The sequence below is a fragment of the Polynucleobacter campilacus genome (assembly GCF_002206625.1).
GTDB classification, from domain to species: Bacteria; Pseudomonadota; Gammaproteobacteria; order Burkholderiales; family Burkholderiaceae; genus Polynucleobacter; species Polynucleobacter campilacus.
Genome location: NZ_NGUP01000005.1, coordinates 59,425 through 77,197, shown reverse-complemented (window position 1 = coordinate 77,197; position 17,773 = coordinate 59,425). Strand labels below are relative to the sequence as shown.

General features: G+C 45.5%; 12 protein-coding genes, 1 tRNA gene and 1 pseudogene. 12 read left to right on the top strand and 2 right to left on the bottom strand.

Annotated features, from left to right (window positions below; translation table 11 throughout):
• Positions 1-66 precede the first annotated feature (66 nt).
• The 5 genes from phaC (at position 67) to CBI31_RS09320 (ending at position 5,786) form a co-directional block, all read left to right on the top strand.
• Positions 67-1,716, top strand: a complete 1,650-nt coding sequence (phaC, locus tag CBI31_RS09340; protein ID WP_088526138.1) for a class I poly(R)-hydroxyalkanoic acid synthase — start codon at positions 67-69, stop codon at positions 1,714-1,716.
• Between the two features lie 39 nt (positions 1,717-1,755).
• Positions 1,756-2,496, top strand: a complete 741-nt coding sequence (locus tag CBI31_RS09335; RefSeq protein WP_088526137.1) for a 3-ketoacyl-ACP reductase — start codon at positions 1,756-1,758, stop codon at positions 2,494-2,496.
• A gap of 114 nt (positions 2,497-2,610) precedes the next feature.
• On the top strand, positions 2,611-3,171 hold the full coding sequence (phaR, locus tag CBI31_RS09330) for a polyhydroxyalkanoate synthesis repressor PhaR (protein ID WP_088526136.1): 561 nt from the start codon (positions 2,611-2,613) through the stop codon (positions 3,169-3,171).
• Positions 3,172-3,173: 2 nt separating this feature from the next.
• Positions 3,174-4,532 carry a 30S ribosomal protein S12 methylthiotransferase RimO gene (gene rimO / locus CBI31_RS09325; RefSeq protein WP_088526135.1) on the top strand — a complete coding sequence of 453 codons (1,359 nt, stop codon included), beginning with the start codon at positions 3,174-3,176 and terminating at the stop codon, positions 4,530-4,532.
• A 69-nt stretch (positions 4,533-4,601) separates the two neighbouring features.
• Complete coding sequence (locus tag CBI31_RS09320; RefSeq protein WP_088526134.1) at positions 4,602-5,786, top strand: acetyl-CoA C-acyltransferase family protein; 1,185 nt, start codon at positions 4,602-4,604, stop codon at positions 5,784-5,786.
• A gap of 8 nt (positions 5,787-5,794) precedes the next feature.
• Here the strand turns inward: CBI31_RS09320 and serB are convergent, their stop codons facing one another.
• Entirely contained in the window at positions 5,795-6,682 is an 888-nt protein-coding gene (gene serB, locus CBI31_RS09315; RefSeq protein WP_088526133.1) for a phosphoserine phosphatase SerB, read from the bottom strand.
• Positions 6,683-6,702: 20 nt separating this feature from the next.
• A complete protein-coding gene (mfd, locus tag CBI31_RS09310; protein ID WP_088526132.1) occupies positions 6,703-10,245 on the bottom strand; it encodes a transcription-repair coupling factor in 3,543 nt (1,180 codons plus the stop codon).
• Between the two features lie 23 nt (positions 10,246-10,268).
• On the opposite strand from mfd, the gene ispD reads away from it, so the two are divergent.
• The 7 genes and pseudogenes from ispD (at position 10,269) to lon (ending at position 17,760) form a co-directional block, all read left to right on the top strand.
• Positions 10,269-11,018, top strand: coding sequence for a 2-C-methyl-D-erythritol 4-phosphate cytidylyltransferase (gene ispD, locus CBI31_RS09305; RefSeq protein ID WP_088526198.1), 750 nt, complete (start codon positions 10,269-10,271; stop codon positions 11,016-11,018).
• 13 nt (positions 11,019-11,031) lie between these two features.
• Positions 11,032-11,535: a 2-C-methyl-D-erythritol 2,4-cyclodiphosphate synthase gene (ispF, locus tag CBI31_RS09300; RefSeq protein ID WP_088526131.1), complete on the top strand. Its 504-nt coding sequence runs from the start codon at positions 11,032-11,034 to the stop codon at positions 11,533-11,535.
• 79 nt (positions 11,536-11,614) lie between these two features.
• Positions 11,615-11,701 (top strand) — tRNA-Leu (locus CBI31_RS09295).
• A 54-nt stretch (positions 11,702-11,755) separates the two neighbouring features.
• On the top strand, positions 11,756-13,093 hold the full coding sequence (gene tig / locus CBI31_RS09290) for a trigger factor (RefSeq protein WP_161491199.1): 1,338 nt from the start codon (positions 11,756-11,758) through the stop codon (positions 13,091-13,093).
• A 42-nt stretch (positions 13,094-13,135) separates the two neighbouring features.
• Positions 13,136-13,765, top strand: a complete 630-nt coding sequence (gene clpP, locus CBI31_RS09285; RefSeq protein ID WP_088526129.1) for an ATP-dependent Clp endopeptidase proteolytic subunit ClpP — start codon at positions 13,136-13,138, stop codon at positions 13,763-13,765.
• 19 nt (positions 13,766-13,784) lie between these two features.
• Complete coding sequence (clpX, locus tag CBI31_RS09280; protein ID WP_088526128.1) at positions 13,785-15,146, top strand: ATP-dependent Clp protease ATP-binding subunit ClpX; 1,362 nt, start codon at positions 13,785-13,787, stop codon at positions 15,144-15,146.
• A gap of 180 nt (positions 15,147-15,326) precedes the next feature.
• Positions 15,327-17,760 (top strand): annotated as a pseudogene (gene lon / locus CBI31_RS09275) (endopeptidase La).
• The last annotated feature ends 13 nt before the right edge of the window (positions 17,761-17,773 follow it).

Sequence of the window (17,773 nt, the reverse complement as noted above, 5' to 3'; positions counted from 1 at the left end):
GTTATTGCGTATAACCTAATATACCTTATAGACCGAGAATGAACTTAACTAATTGACGAGAGCACTATGTTTGCAGGCATGAATCCCAGTGCAACACCATCTTTGGCGCCGCATCATATGGCGATGATTCCATCAGAGCGTTTAGCGGAAATTCAAAAAGAATATTTTGCAGAGTTAGCCCATATTGCGACAAATCCTGAAGCGATTGAAGTGAAAGATCGGCGCTTTGCTGGTAAGGCTTGGCATTCTTCTTGGAGCAAAGTGATTGCAGCAACGTATTTGTTGAACTCAAAACATCTCATGTCTTTGGCTCAAGCAGTGGAGACGGATGACAAGACTAAACAGAAAATTTTGTTTACAACCGAGCAAATGATCGATGCACTCTCACCATCGAATTTCATTGCAACCAATCCAGAAGTTCTAGAAAACATTATTAGCACCCAAGGGCAGTCAATTCAAAAAGGAATTGCGAATCTGCTTGGTGATATGAAGAAGGGCAAAGTTTCTCAAACCGATGAGAGTGCTTTTGAGGTTGGAAAAAATATTGCCACGACAGAAGGGCATGTTGTATTTAGAAATGAGCTATTTGAACTCATTCAATACACACCACTGACAGAAACGGTCTTTGAGCGTCCGTATCTCATGGTGCCTCCGTGTATTAATAAGTATTACATCTTGGATCTTCAGCCTAATAACTCCGTGGTCCGCCACATGGTTTCCCAAGGACATACCGTGTTCTTGGTCTCTTGGAAAAATCCAGATGCCTCAATGGCGCAGGTCAGTTGGGATGACTATGTAGGTAAGGGTGTCATTAAAGCAATTGAAGTGGTCAAGGAGATTGGCAACACAAAGCAGATTAATGCGCTAGGTTTTTGTGTTGGCGGCACACTAACGACATCAGCTTTAGCAGTGCTTGCGGCTCGCAATGAACACCCAGTAGCTAGCTTGACCTTATTTACAACCTTGCTAGACTTCACGAACACCGGTATTTTGGATGTCTTCATCGACGAAGCTATGGTCGAGATGCGTGAGAAAACTATTGGCGGTAAGGGCGGCAAGGATAGTAAGGGTGCTAAATATGGAATGATGTCTGGCTTAGATCTAGGCAATACCTTTTCGTTCTTGCGCCCGAATGATTTAGTGTGGAACTATGTTGTTGAAAATTACCTCAAGGGTAATTCACCGCCACCATTTGATTTGCTTTATTGGAATGGCGATTCAACGAATTTGCCAGGCAATATGTTTTGCTGGTACTTACGCCACACATATCTACAGAATGACTTGGTTAAACCAGGCAAGCTTACGATTTGTGGCGAAAAGATCGATTTGGGTAAGATCAAGTGTCCTGCTTATATATATGCTTCACAAGAGGACCATATTGTCCCGTGGCAGTCCGCTTACGAGTCAACGCACTTGCTGAAGGGTAAGAATCGTTTTGTACTTGGTGCTTCTGGTCATATTGCAGGAGTCATCAACCCACCTGCAAAGAATAAGCGCTATTACTTTGAAAATAATCAGATTGCAGCAACGGCTAATGAGTGGCTCGAAGGTGCAAAGCAAATTACTGGTAGCTGGTGGCCTAATTACACGCAGTGGCTAGAACAATTTGGCGGCAAGAAAAAACCTGCCAGCAAAAGCTTTGGTAATGCAAAGTACAAAAAAATGGAAGCTGCACCCGGGGTGTATGTAAAAGAAAAAGCAGCTCAAGGAAGTTAGATCAGCAACAATGAACGAAGTTTTTTAAAGGGGAATGTAATGTCTCAAAAAGTCGCGTATGTTACTGGTGGAATGGGTGGAATCGGTACCGCCATCTGCCAACGTTTAGCAAAAGATGGATTTAAGGTGATTGCTGGTTGTGGTCCAAATTCACCGCGTAAGGATCGTTGGCTTGGTGAGCAAAAAGCTTTGGGCTATGACTTTATCGCCTCTGAGGGCAATGTGTCCGATTGGGACAGTACAGTTGCAGCCTTAGACAAAGTTAAAGCTGAGGTAGGTCGCGTTGATGTATTGGTCAATAATGCAGGCATTACGCGGGATAGCGTTTTCCGCAAGATGACGCCAGAGGCATGGAAGGCCGTCATTGATACCAACCTCAATTCATTGTTTAACGTTACCAAGCAAGTGATCGAAGGTATGGTTGAGAACAACTGGGGCCGAGTCATTAATATTTCTTCTGTCAACGGTCAAAAAGGTCAGTTTGGTCAAGCAAACTATTCCACCGCTAAAGCAGGCTTACACGGCTTTACGATGGCCTTAGCGCAAGAAGTTGCTACCAAGGGCGTTACTGTCAATACGGTCTCGCCTGGCTATATTGGCACCGATATGGTTAAAGCCATTCGTGAAGATGTCCTCGAGAAGATCGTTGCCGGTATTCCAGTAAAGCGTTTAGGCACCCCCGAAGAGATTGCTTCTATTTGCTGTTGGATTGCCTCCGATGATGGTGGCTATGCAACCGGAGCGGACTTCTCACTAAACGGCGGCATTCATACTGGCTAATACTGCAGTGCAGCATTTATTTAGCAAGTAAGCGCAACACGGCTTATTTATCTTTACTTCAGTCTAGAGATAAACTAAGCTGATGTTGCGTTGCAGTATTCAGTAAGGAAAATAATGGTTACCCGTACAAAGCGAGCTGGCGAAGACCGACTCATTAAGAAATATCCCAATCGTCGTCTCTACGACACCCAGACAAGTACTTATGTCACTTTGTCTGACATCAAGGGCTTAGTGATGGCTAACGAGGTGTTTAAAGTCATCGACGCAAAAACGGACGAAGATCTGACACGCAATATTTTGCTGCAAATAATTCTAGAAGAAGAAGCTGGTGGTGCCCCAGTATTTTCTTCACAAATGCTTTCTCAAATCATTCGCTTCTATGGCAACTCCATGCAAGGCTTGATGGGTAATTATCTCGAAAAGACCATGCAATCATTTGTGGATATTCACAATAAGCTGGGCGATCAGACTAAAGGTCTCGGGGCAGGCAGTACACCCGAAGCTTGGTCTCAAATGATGAATCTCCAAAATCCCCTGATGCAAGGCTTGATGGGAAATTACATGGAGCAAAGCAAAGATCTATTTGTGAAGATGCAAGAGCAACTCCAGAGCTCACAAAATCTCTTTGGTAATTTTCCATTTACCCCCCAGCCCACTAAGTCTGAAAAAGAATAGTTGTGGCTGGAAAAATCGGCTTTGTATCCTTAGGCTGCCCTAAGGCGCTCGTTGACTCTGAGCTTATCCTGACGCAACTTAGTGCGGAAGGTTACGAGACTGCAAAAGATTATTCAGGTGCAGATCTCGTTGTGGTCAATACCTGTGGTTTTATAGATTCAGCAGTAGAGGAAAGCCTTGCTGCTATTGGAGAGGCACTTGCTGAAAACGGCAAAGTCATCGTGACTGGCTGCTTGGGGGCTAAAAAGAATGCTGATGGCAGTGATCTCATTCAGAGTATTCATCCTAAAGTCCTGGCAGTTACAGGGCCTCACGCCACTGATGAGGTGATGCAGGCGATTCATCTGCATTTACCAAAACCACATGATCCATTTGTAGACTTGGTTCCTCCAATAGAAATCAAGCTGACACCAAAGCACTACGCTTATTTGAAAATTTCTGAAGGCTGCAACCATCGTTGTACTTTTTGCATCATTCCTAGTCTTCGTGGAGATTTGGTATCCAGGCCGATTGGCGAGGTGCTATTAGAAGCAAAGCGCTTATTTGAATCCGGCGTTAAAGAATTATTAGTTGTCTCTCAAGACACTAGTGCATATGGTGTCGATATCCAATACCGAACTGGCTTTTGGGACGGCAAGCCAGTGAAGACACGGATGTTTGATTTGGTAAACGCATTAAATCAAATTGCGCGTGAGCATCAAGCTTGGGTAAGACTACATTACGTTTATCCTTATCCGCACGTAGATGACGTCTTGCCTTTGATGGCAGAGTTTGCTGAACATGGATATGGAGTGCTTCCGTATTTAGATATTCCACTGCAACATGCCCATCCAGATGTTCTCAAACGAATGAAGCGCCCCGCAAGTGGTGAGAAAAACTTAGAGCGCATTTTGGCTTGGCGCGCCGCTTGCCCAGATTTAGTCATTCGCAGTACTTTTATTGCTGGATTTCCGGGGGAGACAGAAACAGAGTTTGAGTATTTACTGAACTTCCTGAACGAGGCCCAAATTGATCGCGCAGGTTGCTTTGCCTATTCACCAGTGGAAGGTGCTACTGCAAATCAATTAGAAAGCCCTGTTCCTGATGCTATTCGTGAAGAACGTCGTGCCCGTTTCATGGCTAAAGCAGAGGAAATCTCGATTTTGCGTCTTTCGAAAAAAATTGGCAAAAGAGTCCAAGTCCTAATCGATCGGGTTGATGAATCCGGTGGGATTGGCAGAACTATTGGTGATGCCCCTGAAATTGATGGTTTGGTGAGGGTTTTGCCCGCTAGCAAGCCTTCAAAACGCTATCGCGCAGGGGAGATTATTCGTGCTACGGTGATCAGCTCACAAGGGCATGATCTAGTAGCGGAAACTTGAAAAAAGTAATAAAAATGAATGTCGTATTAATAATTAAGCCTATTTGTGGGCTCAGCTAAGGGGATTGTTATGAGTCGTGATGTCGTGGTTTTAAGTGCAGTTCGTTCTGCTATTGGCGCCTTTAATGGCTCACTGAGTAGCTTGGAGCCGTCAGAGCTGGGCGGTATTGTGATGAAAGAGGCCGTTGCTCGATCTGGCGTTGATCCTGCATTAGTGAATTACGTCACAGTTGGAAACACGATTCCAACGGATAGTCGTTACGCTTACGTTGCTCGTGTAGCTGCAATTCAGGCTGGCTTACCGATGGAATCTGTAGCAATGTCGCTCAACCGTTTATGCAGCTCTGGCTTACAAGCGATTGTGACTACTGCGCAGCAAATTATGCTGGGTGATTGCGATTACGGTGTGGGCGGTGGCGTTGAAGTGATGTCACGCGGCATGTACGGCTCTCCTGCATTGCGCAGCGGCGCACGAATGGGCGATACCAAGATGCTCGACTTGATGGTCGCCGTATTGACTGATCCGTTTGGCGTTGGGCACATGGGTGTCACTGCCGAGAACCTTGTTGAAAAATGGAAGCTGACTCGTGAAGAGCAGGACGCTTTCGCGGTGGAGTCTCATCGTCGCGCTGCTCATGCTATTAAAGAAGGCCGCTTTAAGTCACAAATCGTTCCAATCACGATTAAATCTCGTAAGGGCGACGTTGTCTTTGATACTGATGAGCATTGCAAGCCAGATACCACTATGGAAACTCTTGGCAAGATGAAGGCCGTGTTCAAAAAAGAAGGTGGCTCTGTTACTGCAGGTAATGCCTCTGGTATTAATGATGGCGCAGCCTTCTTTGTCTTGGCTGATGCAGAAACAGCCAAGAAAGCTGGTCATAAGCCAATAGCTCGTTTAGTTTCTTATGCAGTTGCTGGCGTACCGAACCACATCATGGGCGAAGGCCCGATTCCCGCAAGCAAGCTTGCCTTAGAGCGTGCTGGTCTGAAGCTAGAGCAAATAGATGTGATCGAATCGAATGAAGCATTTGCTGCGCAAGCTTTAGCGGTAATGAAAGGTTTAGGCTTAGATCCCGCTAAAACCAACGTCAATGGTGGCGCGATCGCTTTGGGTCACCCTATTGGATGTTCAGGCGCGGCAATTGCCACCAAAGCCATCCATGAACTGCAGCGCGTGCAAGGCAAATACGCTCTAGTAACCATGTGTATCGGTGGCGGTCAAGGTATTGCGACTATTTTCGAACGGATGTAATCGTCTTACTAAGAAATCAGTAGTAAAGCAGCATCCAAGCCGACTCGGTCAAAAGCCGCGTCGGCTTTTTCTTTGACGATCGGTTTTGCTTTATAGGCAATGCTAATACCAGATCCATTCATCATGATGAGATCGTTTGCACCATCACCGATTGTCATTGCATTGGCTTTAGTACACCCTAGTAGACGACAAGCTTCATCAAGATAAGCTGCCTTAGCTGCACCATCCACAATATCTCCAAGTACTTTGCCGGTGAGCTTATCGTCGATGATTTCAAGGGTGTTTGCTTGCGCCTGCTTGAACCCAAGTTGCTGGCGGAGTTTTTCAGTGTAGAAAGTAAAACCACCAGATACTAATAGTGTATAGAGTCCACGCTCATTGGCACCTGCTAAGAGCTCTGCAGCTCCTGGATTTGGTTGTAAGCGCTCCCGATATACTGCTTCAAGCGCGTCGGCTGAAACACCCTCAAGCAATGCAACACGACGCCGCAGGCTCTCTTGAAAGTCTTTGATCTCACCACGCATAGTAGCTTCAGTGATTTGTGCGACAGCTGCTTTTTTTCCTGTGAAATCTGCTATCTCATCAATACATTCAATATTGATGAGAGTCGAATCCATATCCATTGCGAGTACTTTAATATCGCTAGGCGGAAGATCAACATCTAAAATGCAGAGATCACTATTAAATTGTGCTGCGATAGTGCGCAGATTTTCTCTCTGAGTAGTGTCTAGCCGCTGATTACATTCCCAACGCTCCGAATAGTAAGCGCCATTTGATATCTGGCCACCAACAGTGTGAAGTGTGACTCCAAACATGATTGCCCGGTCTTTGAGCTCAAAGACCAACTTTTCGTGAATTGGCTCTCTCGATAGGACAATGAGACTTAGCTTAGACATGGCTTTAATAATAGCAATGATTAACTGGCTTTTGCAGTGCTGAGTACTGCTGATTCGTTCAGGCGTCTTAGGATCTGTCGAATCGAATCTAAACGTTGATCTAGCTTCTCAAATTCCCGCTTCTTCTGGGGGAGTACTTTGAGCTTATCTTGCCCATTGAGCTGAATATGTTTTGAGCTTTGTATTAATTGAATAATTTTCATAGGATCAATCGGTGGATTAGGGATAAATTGAATCTGTATAGATGCCGGTGTCGCATCAATTTTCTTAATGCCAAACCCAGTCATTTCTAAGCGTAGACGATGGGTTTCATAAAAGGACTTGGCTTGATCTGGTAGATCTCCAAAGCGATCGACCAATTCTTCACGAAGACCCATTAACTCTGAAAAATCATTAGTACCTGCAAAACGTTTATATAAAGAGAGGCGCTCATGGACATCGGGGCAGTAGTCATTTGGAAGAAGGGCAGGAACGCCTAGATTGACATCCGTAGTTGCTTGCAAAGGCGAGAGTAAATCGGGCTCTTTTCCGCTGCGCAAGGATTTGACAGCTCTATTGAGCATTTCTGTATAGAGCTGAAAGCCAATTTCATGAATCTCGCCAGACTGCTTGTCACCCAGGACTTCACCAGCTCCCCGAATCTCTAAGTCATGCATGGCTAGGTAAAAGCCAGAACCAAGTTCTTCCATAGCCTGAATCGCATTGAGGCGTAACTGTGCCTGCTTACTTAAGGCTTCCGGATCAGGAACCATGAGGTAAGCGTAGGCCTGGTGATGCGAGCGGCCGACGCGACCACGGAGTTGATGTAATTGCGCTAAGCCAAACTTATCAGCGCGATGCATGATGATGGTATTGGCGGTTGGTACATCAATCCCTGTTTCAATAATCGTAGTACATAGCAGAATATTGGTGCGCTGGGTAACGAACTCGCGCATCACCGACTCCAGTTCGCGCTCATGCATTTGACCGTGAGCAACACTAATACTTGCCTCAGGAATCAACTCTTGTAATGCATGCTTTCGATTCTGAATAGTTTCTACTTCATTGTGTAGGAAATAGACTTGGCCACCACGTTTGATTTCTCGAAGTACTGCCTCACGAATGACGCCATCACCTTCGCGACGCACAAAGGTTTTAATAGCCAGCCGCTTCTGAGGAGCTGTAGCAATAATGGAGAACTCGCGTAAGCCCTCCATCGCCATTCCCAATGTTCTTGGAATTGGAGTGGCAGTCAGAGTCAGGATGTCGACTTCAGCACGCAAGGCTTTCAGGGCATCCTTTTGGCGGACTCCAAAGCGATGTTCCTCATCCACAATCACCAAACCAAGATTGGCGAATTGTGTTTCCTTAGACAATAGCTTGTGGGTACCGATAATGATGTCCGCTTCGCCCTTAGCAATCGCCTCTAATGCCGCAGTAATTTCCTTAGCGGTCTTAAAGCGTGAAAGTTCTACAATGCGCACAGGCCAATCTGCAAAACGATCTTTCCAAGTTGCAACATGTTGTTCGGCTAACAAGGTAGTGGGCGCCAGTATGGCTACTTGTTTACCGCCCATGACAGCCACAAAGCTCGCGCGCAGAGCAACTTCTGTTTTACCGAAACCAACATCACCACAAACCAGGCGATCCATTGGCGTACCGCTCGTCATGTCGCCAATCACCGCAGCAATAGCATTAGCCTGATCAGGTGTTTCTTCAAAACCAAAGCTCTCTGAGAAAGCGGCGTAGTCATGAGCAGAAAACTCAAAGGCATGCCCTTTGCGAATCGCTCTTGCGGCATAGAGACTTAGTAATTCAGCGGCAGTATCGCGTATTTGCTGAGCAGCTTTACGTTTAGCCTTATCCCATTGACCAGAACCAAGTTGATGCAGTGGTGCAGAATCAGGATCTGATCCAGCATAGCGGGTAACCATTTGTAATTGCTGAACTGGCACGTACAAAGTAGCTTCACCAGCATACTGAAGATGAAGAAACTCCTCAAAAATAGGGGCATCCTTGGGTGGAGCTACATTGAGGAGGACTAAGCCTTGGTAACGACCAATGCCATGTTCAGCATGAACCACTGGGTCGCCAATCTTAAGTTCAGACAGATCCTTAAAGAGCATGTCAGGATCAGCGCTCTCCGATTCCTTTCCTTTACGTCTTTGCCTTGCTGTCGAAGTGAATAACTCTGCCTCGGTGACGATAATGAGGTTTTGGGCTGGCCAAGAGAAGCCATTAAAAAGTGGGGCAGTGGTTAAGCCGAATTGGGATTCGCTCTTGATAAAATCAGCAACCGTATCGAAGCCCTCAGGCTGAAGTTGATAGAGGGGCTTACCATTCTGCCCAGCAACTGAATTGCTTTCTTCAAACAACTGTCGGATCGACTCCTTACGCCCAGCACTATCACTACAAATTAGAATGCGGACTTTTTCGTTTTCAACGAATTTACGTAAACCACTTACTGGATCAGCGTCTTTGCGATGAACAGCAACATCAGGCACCTGGAGAAACTGGGCGGCTGAAGAAGTCTCTTTTTCTAGCACTAAGCGTGCGTGTGGTTTTGCCGCCTTGAAGAATTCATCCACATCGAGAAAGAGCTCTTTCGGAGGAAGAATAGGGCGATCAAGATCATGCTTGAGAAATTCATAGCGCGGGAGTGTGTCTTTCCAAAACCCCCGTATAGCATCTTCAACATCACCAGTACTGAGAATCCAAACTGGATCACCCGATCTTGGGAAGTAATCAAAGACGCTAGATTGCTCCTTGAAGAACATCGGCAGATAGGATTCTATGCCTGCACTGGGGATGCCTAAGTTGGCATCTTTATAAATAGAGCAACGGGTCGGGTCGCCCTCAAAGACTTCGCGCCACCGGCCTCTGAAGGCGGTGCGTGCCTCATCATTGAATGGGAATTCATGACCTGGCAGTAGACGCACTTCTTTAACGGGATAAAGACTTCTTTGCGTATCAGGATCAAAGGAGCGGATCTGCTCAATTTCATCCCCAAATAAATCTAGGCGATAAGGCAGGCTAGAGCCCATTGGAAATAAATCAATAAGACCGCCACGAATACTGTATTCACCAGGTCGCATGACTGCGCTTACTGGATCGTAACCTGCTTGTTGAAGTTGAAGCTTTAGAGCTGCTTCATTCAGTTTATCGCCTTGACGAAAAAAGAAGGTATGCCCCGATAAGAAGTCTGGCGGACCTAATCTTTGCAAAGCAGTAGTCACTGGTACTAAAACAATATCGCAACTGCCATTGAGTAATTCATATAAGGTGGCTAAACGCTCAGAGACTAAGTCCTGGTGAGGGGAAAAATGATCGTAAGGAAGAATTTCCCAGTCAGGCAACAGACGGGTTTTTAGTTGAGGTCCAAAAGCAGGGATTTCTTCTAAAAGTCGCTGAGCTTCTTGTGCTTGGGCACAAAATATCACCATGACTGAGAAATCCTTGCGATAGCGCAAAGCGGTTTGCGCTATCAGGGCTGCATCAGCTGAGCCGACTAGTCCTGAAAAGGTAAAGCGCTGCCCAGCCCGCGGGGCGGGTATGGGGGGTACTAGATTTAATGCATCAGACATCTGTGCTCATTATAGAATCAGGTATGGGCTTAGGAAATCAATCCGTAAAGAAATGTCACGCTCTCCTGCCAACAGCGGGCACTGGATCCCGCTTGGGCGGTGATTTACCAAAACAATTCCAGGAACTAGCGGGCAGACCAATGCTTGCTTACGCCATAGAAGCCTACATGCAATCCCCGCTGATTGAATCTATCTGGATTGGCGTATCGCCAGGGTTTATCGATAACCCCATTTTGAAAAGCCTTGCAAAGGGAAGCAAGCCCATTCATTTTTTACCTACTGGCGGCTCTACCCGCCAAGAGACAGTTCGCAATACTTTGGCAGCACAACTGACGTCTGGTATATCTCCTGATGATTGGATCTTGGTGCACGATGCAGCCAGACCAGGTATCACGCCAGATCTAATTAAAAAGTTAATTACTTCCGTTCAAGGTTCAGATGTCGGCGGTTTATTAGCAGTTCGTTTGGCCGATACCTTAAAGCGGGCTGATCTTGATTTAGCGATCGCTGGAAATATGCCGCACGTAGAAAAAACAATTTCACGTGAGCATTTATGGCAGGCACAAACACCGCAAATGTTTGGCCTGAAGGAGTTACATGATGCTTTACAAGATGCGATTCGATTGGAGGCTGATGTTACCGATGAGGCGAGCGCTATGGAATTAACGGGAGTAAAGCCATTGCTAATTGAAGGTGCAACCCGCAACTTTAAAGTAACTCATTCTGCAGATTTGGATTTGATGCAATTACTGTTGAATTCAGAAAATAGGTAAATAAAGAATATTTATGACACAAAGTAACGCTCATGTTCCGCAATTTCGCATTGGCCAGGGTTACGACATCCATACTCTAGTAGCTGATCGCAAACTGATTCTTGGTGGCGTACATATTCCGTATGAAAAAGGATTATTAGGCCATTCTGATGCCGATGCTTTGCTGCATGCACTAACTGACGCCTTACTAGGTGCGGCTGGATTAAACGATATTGGCCAGTTGTTTCCGGATACTGATCCACAATTTAAAGACATGGATAGCCGAATCTTGCTACGGGCAGCCTTGCAAAAGGTGCAGGCTGCTGGCTTTCAAATTGGGAATGTGGATGCCACGATCATTTGTCAAAAGCCCAAATTGGCGGATTTTTTGCCAGAAATGGTCAGAAATATTGCCACTGACCTCTCAGTGACCCCTAGCCACGTAAACCTAAAGGCCAAAACCAATGAATCCCTGGGCCATCTTGGCAGGGGTGAGGGCGTTGCAGTACACGCTGTAGCATTGCTCTACAAGGCCTAAAGATCCTCTAAAACCCCAAGCATTGTAGAATTACGGTCTTTAGAGTGAAGTTTAAGCTTGGCAGTGTTTGCGGATATTCGCGAGGATGGCGAAATTGGTAGACGCACCAGGTTTAGGTCCTGACGCCAGAAATGGTGTGGGGGTTCGAGTCCCCCTCCTCGCACCACAAGTGCTACTCGGCTTGGACTTCACATATCCTGTTTTTAATGAAGAGATGAAAATGGCTTTGCAGATAGAAAATTTAGGTAGCTTAGACCGCAAAATGACTTTGGAATTCGCTCGTGCCGATTTGGCAAAAGCACGCGATGCCCGCTTGGCCCAATTTGGCAAGAGCATGAAATTGGCTGGCTTTCGTCCAGGCAAGGTGCCAAAGAATATGGTTGAAAAGCAGTACGGCATGCAAGTGGATTTCGAGCTTCAGTACGATAAAGCCTCTGAACTGTTCTACGAGCAAAGCAAAAAAGAGGGCATTCCATTAGCAAGTCAACCACGTCTTGAGCCTAAGAGTGAGTTGGGCGCCGACAAGATTGTCTTTGATGCATTCTTCGAAGTATTGCCAGAAGTGAAGATTGGTGACTTTTCTCAAGCGGAAGTTACTAAATACACGACGAATATTGGCGATGCTGAAATTGATCGAGCAATCGATATTTTACGTAAGCAGCAAGTTCATTACCACCCACGTGGCGAGGCTGGTGAGCATGGTGATGGCGGATCTAATGCAGCAGCCCAAAACGGTGACCAAGTCGTCATTGACTTTGTTGGCAAGATTGATGGCGTTGAGTTTGCAGGCGGCAAATCCGAGAACTTTGAGTATGTTCTTGGCGAAGGACGCATGTTGCCTGAATTTGAAGCTGCCAGCTTAGGCCTCAAAGCGGGTGACACTAAATCATTTCCGCTGAGCTTTCCAGCTGACTACCATGGTAAAGATGTTGCTGGTAAAACAGCAGAATTCACCATTACAGTGAAATCAGTGAACTGGGCACACTTACCAGCAGTCGATGATGCATTTGCATTATCGATGGGTGTTACAGAAGGCGGCGTTACAAAAATGCGCGCTGATGTTAAAGAGAATCTCGATCGTGAAGTCAAACGCCGCATTACTTCTTTATTGAAAAATGAAGTTATGGATAAGCTTAATACTTTGTGCGAATTTGATGTTCCTAAATCTTTAGTATCTTCCGAGCAAGAACGTTTGGTTGAAGGTGCGCGTCAAGATCTCATTCAACGTGGCTTACCTAATGCTAAAGACGCCCCGATCCCACCAGAGTTATTTGCAGACCAGGCACTAAAGCGTGTTCGACTCGGCCTCATTCTTAGTGAATTAGTTAAAAAGCAGGGCTTGGCTGCTACTGCAGACCAAATCAAAGCTGAAATCGACGAGCAAGCGGCTACTTATGAAGACCCAAAAGAGGTGGTTCGTTGGTTCTACAGCAACCCCAGTCGCTTAAAAGATATTGAGAATATTGTTCTTGAAGATAACGTGATTAAACACTTCACTTCACTTGCTAAAGTAAGCGACAAGGCGATAAGCTTTGAAGAGCTAAGCAAGTTAAACTAAATCAAAGCTGCTATAAACCTATCTTAAAGAGGATCTTCATAAATGAACCAGAACCATATTCAGTCTGAGAACCTAGAGCCTAAGGGTCTAGGTTTGGTTCCGATGGTGATTGAAACCTCTGGTCGAGGTGAACGTGCTTACGATATTTATTCTCGTCTATTAAGAGAGCGTGTTGTTTTCTTAGTTGGCGAGGTAAACGATCAAACAGCCAACTTAGTCATCGCACAATTGTTGTTCCTTGAGAGCGAAAATCCAGATAAAGAGATTTCCCTTTACATCAATTCACCTGGTGGGTCGGTTTCTGCTGGTCTAGCAATTTATGACACCATGCAGTTCATCAAGCCCCACGTCAGCACTCTATGCATGGGTATGGCTGCAAGTATGGGTGCATTTTTATTGTGCGCAGGTGAAAAAGGTAAACGCTATGCATTGCCAAATTCTCGCGTCATGATTCATCAGCCATTAGGCGGAGCCCGTGGCCAAGCATCTGACATTGAGATTCAAGCGCGTGAAATTTTGTACTTGCGCGAACGCTTAAATAAGATTTTGGCTGATCGCACAGGCCAATCAATTGAAACTATCGCTAAAGATACTGATCGCGATAACTTTATGTCTGCTGAGCAAGCGCGTGACTACGGCTTAATCGATAAGGTTATTGAGAAGCGTCCTTAATTTTTAGATAAAGACTATTTTGAGCGATACGACCACCCCAAGCACATCAGATAAAGTGTTGCATTGTTCTTTTTGCGGCAAAAGCCAGCATGAAGTCAAGAAGCTGATTGCGGGACCGTCTGTATTTATTTGTGACGAGTGCATTGATCTTTGCACTGATATCATTCAAGAAGAAATTGCTAAGCTTCCTAAAGAAGAGGGTGATGATTCTTTACCAACACCCCATCAAATTAGAGAGAACCTAGATCAATATGTGATTGGTCAGGATCAAGCTAAGAAGACCTTGGCAGTAGCCGTCTATAACCACTATAAGCGCTTGAAGTATTTACCAAAGCCTAAAAAAGAGAAGTTAGATAAAGATGGTAAGCCGGTTGAAGTGGCAGATAAAAAAGAATCTAAATTGCCGGCCAAGGCAATTGTGGACGGAGTTGAATTAGCAAAGAGCAATATTTTACTGATTGGACCCACTGGTTCTGGTAAGACTCTCTTAGCCCAAACATTGGCTCGCATGCTTGATGTGCCATTCGTCATGGCCGATGCAACCACACTGACTGAAGCGGGCTATGTTGGTGAAGACGTCGAAAATATTATTCAAAAACTATTGCAAGCTTGCGACTACAACGTAGAAAAAGCGCAACGCGGCATCGTCTACATTGATGAGATCGATAAGATTTCGCGCAAGTCTGATAATCCTTCCATTACACGAGATGTTTCCGGTGAAGGTGTGCAGCAGGCTTTATTGAAGTTGGTTGAAGGCACTATGGCTGCAGTACCTCCACAAGGTGGACGCAAGCACCCGAATCAAGATTTCTTGCAAGTGGACACGACCAATATTTTATTTATTTGCGGTGGCGCTTTTGACGGTCTTGAAAAAGTGATTCAACAGCGTACAGCCAAAACTGGTATTGGATTTAATGCAGCGGTTCCTGGTAAAGATGATCGAGGAGTCAGTGATCTCTTGATTGAGGTAGAGCCCGAAGATTTAATTAAGTTTGGCTTGATTCCGGAATTAATTGGTCGCTTGCCCGTTGTAGCAACTTTGATGCAGCTTGATGAGGATGCTTTAATTCAGATCCTTACTGAGCCTAAAAATGCTTTGGTAAAGCAATATCAAGCGCTACTCACCATGGAAGGTGCTGAACTGGAAGTACGTCATGCAGCTTTAGCGGCCATTGCGAAGAAGGCAATCGCCCGTAAGACTGGAGCACGAGGCCTTCGATCGATCCTGGAAGGCTCCTTGATGGATGTCATGTATGACTTGCCGTCCCTGAAGAATGTCCAGAAGATTGTGATTGATGACACCAGCATCGCTGAGGGCGGAAAACCCTTGTTAGTCTATAAACAAGATCCTGATAAGGCAGATTTAAGCAAAAAAGCTTAATTTCTCAGGGTTTTTGCTGTTTTCGAAGCAATATTGCCCTTTTTTTTACACTTTTTCCCCTTGATTTTCCAAAAGTACTGCCCATATAGGTAGTATGCTACTCATGAATATTGTCTTTATTTAGTGGTTTATTGCTTTTAGAGACTTTTTGAGGATTGATTACTTTGGAGGATTTGCCCTATGCCTGGCCACTTATTACTACCCTCTGAACCGCTTCAACTACCTTTACTTCCCTTACGAGACGTAGTTGTCTTCCCCCATATGGTGATCCCGTTATTTGTGGGTCGCCCTAAATCTATCAAAGCTCTAGAAGCTGCCATGGAAACCGGCAAAAATGTCCTTTTGGTTGCCCAAAAGACCGCAGCTAAGGATGAGCCATTGATTGCAGACCTCTATGAGGTCGGCTGCATCGCCAACATCTTGCAGATGCTCAAACTGCCTGACGGCACCGTGAAGGTGTTAGTCGAAGGAGTGCAGCGTGCAGAGGTAAGCCAAATTGAAGACAGCCTGGGTTACTTCAACTGTGAAGCTACTCCAACTGCGATCGATGCGATTGATGCTCATGAAACTGAAGCCTTGCGTCGCGCCATCATGGCCCAATTTGATCAGTATGTAAAACTGAACAAGAAAGTGCCACAAGAAATTTTGTCTTCGCTCGGTGGTATAGATGACCCAAGCCGCTTAGCAGATACTATCTGCGCTCATTTGCCAGTCAAGCTTGAGCAAAAGCAACGCCTGCTTGAGATGACCGATGTAGTACAGCGTTTAGAAAGTCTCTTGACCGATCTCGAAAGCGAAATTGATATTTTGCAAGTAGAGAAGCGTATTCGTGGACGCGTCAAGCGTCAAATGGAAAAGAGCCAGCGCGAGTACTACCTAAATGAGCAGGTTAAAGCCATTCAAAAAGAATTAGGTGAAGGTGAAGAGGGCGCCGATCTTGAGGAGCTCGAGAAGCGAATTAAAGCTGCGCGCATGCCTAAGGAAGCTTTGAAAAAAGCGGAATCTGAGCTACAAAAAATTAAAGTTGATGTCACCGATGTCAGCTGAGGCTACAGTGATTCGAAACTTTATTGATACCTTAGTCAACCTTCCGTGGAAGAAAAAAACTATGATTAATAATGACCTTAGCAATGCTGAAAAAGTATTGGATGAGGATCACTACGGCTTAGATAAAGTTAAAGAACGTATCTTGGAGTACCTCGCAGTTCAGCAGCGTGTTGACCGCGTTAAGGCGCCGATTCTCTGCCTAGTTGGCCCTCCAGGGGTTGGTAAAACTTCCTTGGGTCAATCGATTGCGCGCGCTACCAACCGTAAGTTTGTACGCATGGCCTTGGGCGGTGTGCGTGATGAGTCCGAGATTCGAGGTCATCGCCGCACTTATATTGGCTCTATGCCGGGCAAGATTCTTACTAGCCTGACTAAGGTTGGTGTGCGTAATCCTTTATTTCTATTGGACGAAGTCGACAAGATGGGTATGGATTTTCGTGGTGATCCTGCTAGCGCCTTGTTAGAGGTGTTAGATCCAGAGCAAAACCATACTTTCCAAGATCACTATGTTGAGGTTGATTTTGATCTTTCAGATGTGATGTTTGTTGCAACATCGAACTCCTTAAATATTCCTGGGCCACTATTAGATCGTCTCGAGATTATTCGTTTGGCGGGCTATACGGAGGATGAAAAAACTAGCATTGCTGTGAATTACCTAATTCCAAAACAAACTAAGAACAATGGTTTAAAAAAGGATGAGCTCAAGATTGAAGAAAGCGCTGTTCGCAACATCATTCGTTACTACACTCGTGAAGCAGGCGTTCGTTCTTTAGAAAGAGAAATTAGCAAGATTTGCCGTAAGGTAGTGAAACTTTTACTCTTAAAGAAAGAGGCCGCCCCAATAGTGGTCAATGCAGATAATCTTGAGAAATTCTTATCAGTGCGCATGTATGACTTTGGTTTGGCAGCTAAAGAAAATCAGATCGGCCAAGTTACCGGTCTCGCTTGGACTGAAGTTGGTGGCGATCTGTTAACTATTGAGGCAGCAGTCATGCCTGGCAAGGGCGTTATTACGCGTACAGGCTCTATTGGCGACGTGATGAAAGAGTCCGTTGAAGCTGCGCGTACAGTAGTGCGCTCTAGATCCAAGCTTCTTGGTATTACTGATGAGGCGTTTGAGAAAAAGGATATTCATATTCACTTTCCTGATGGCGCCACTCCAAAGGATGGTCCTTCTGCTGGTATTGCGATTACGACCGCTTTGGTTTCTGTTTTCACAGGAATTCCAATTCGCTCAGATGTTGCAATGACTGGTGAGATCACCTTACGTGGTGAGGTGCTACCGATTGGTGGCTTAAAAGAGAAGCTCTTAGCGGCCCATCGCGGTGGAATCAAGTTAGCCTTGATTCCAGAAGAGAACGTGAAGGACTTGATTGATATTCCGGACAATGTGAAGAATGCAATTGAAATTGTTCCTGTCCGCTGGATTGATAAGGTGTTAGAGCTTGCATTGGACCGTATGCCGGTAGCTTTGCCTGACCCAACTCCTGAAGAGCTTGCCAAAAAAGCATCGGAAGCTAGCAAAGCTAGTGAGAAGCTGTTATCAGGCGAGGTTCTCAAGCACTGAAAGTAGTGTTATT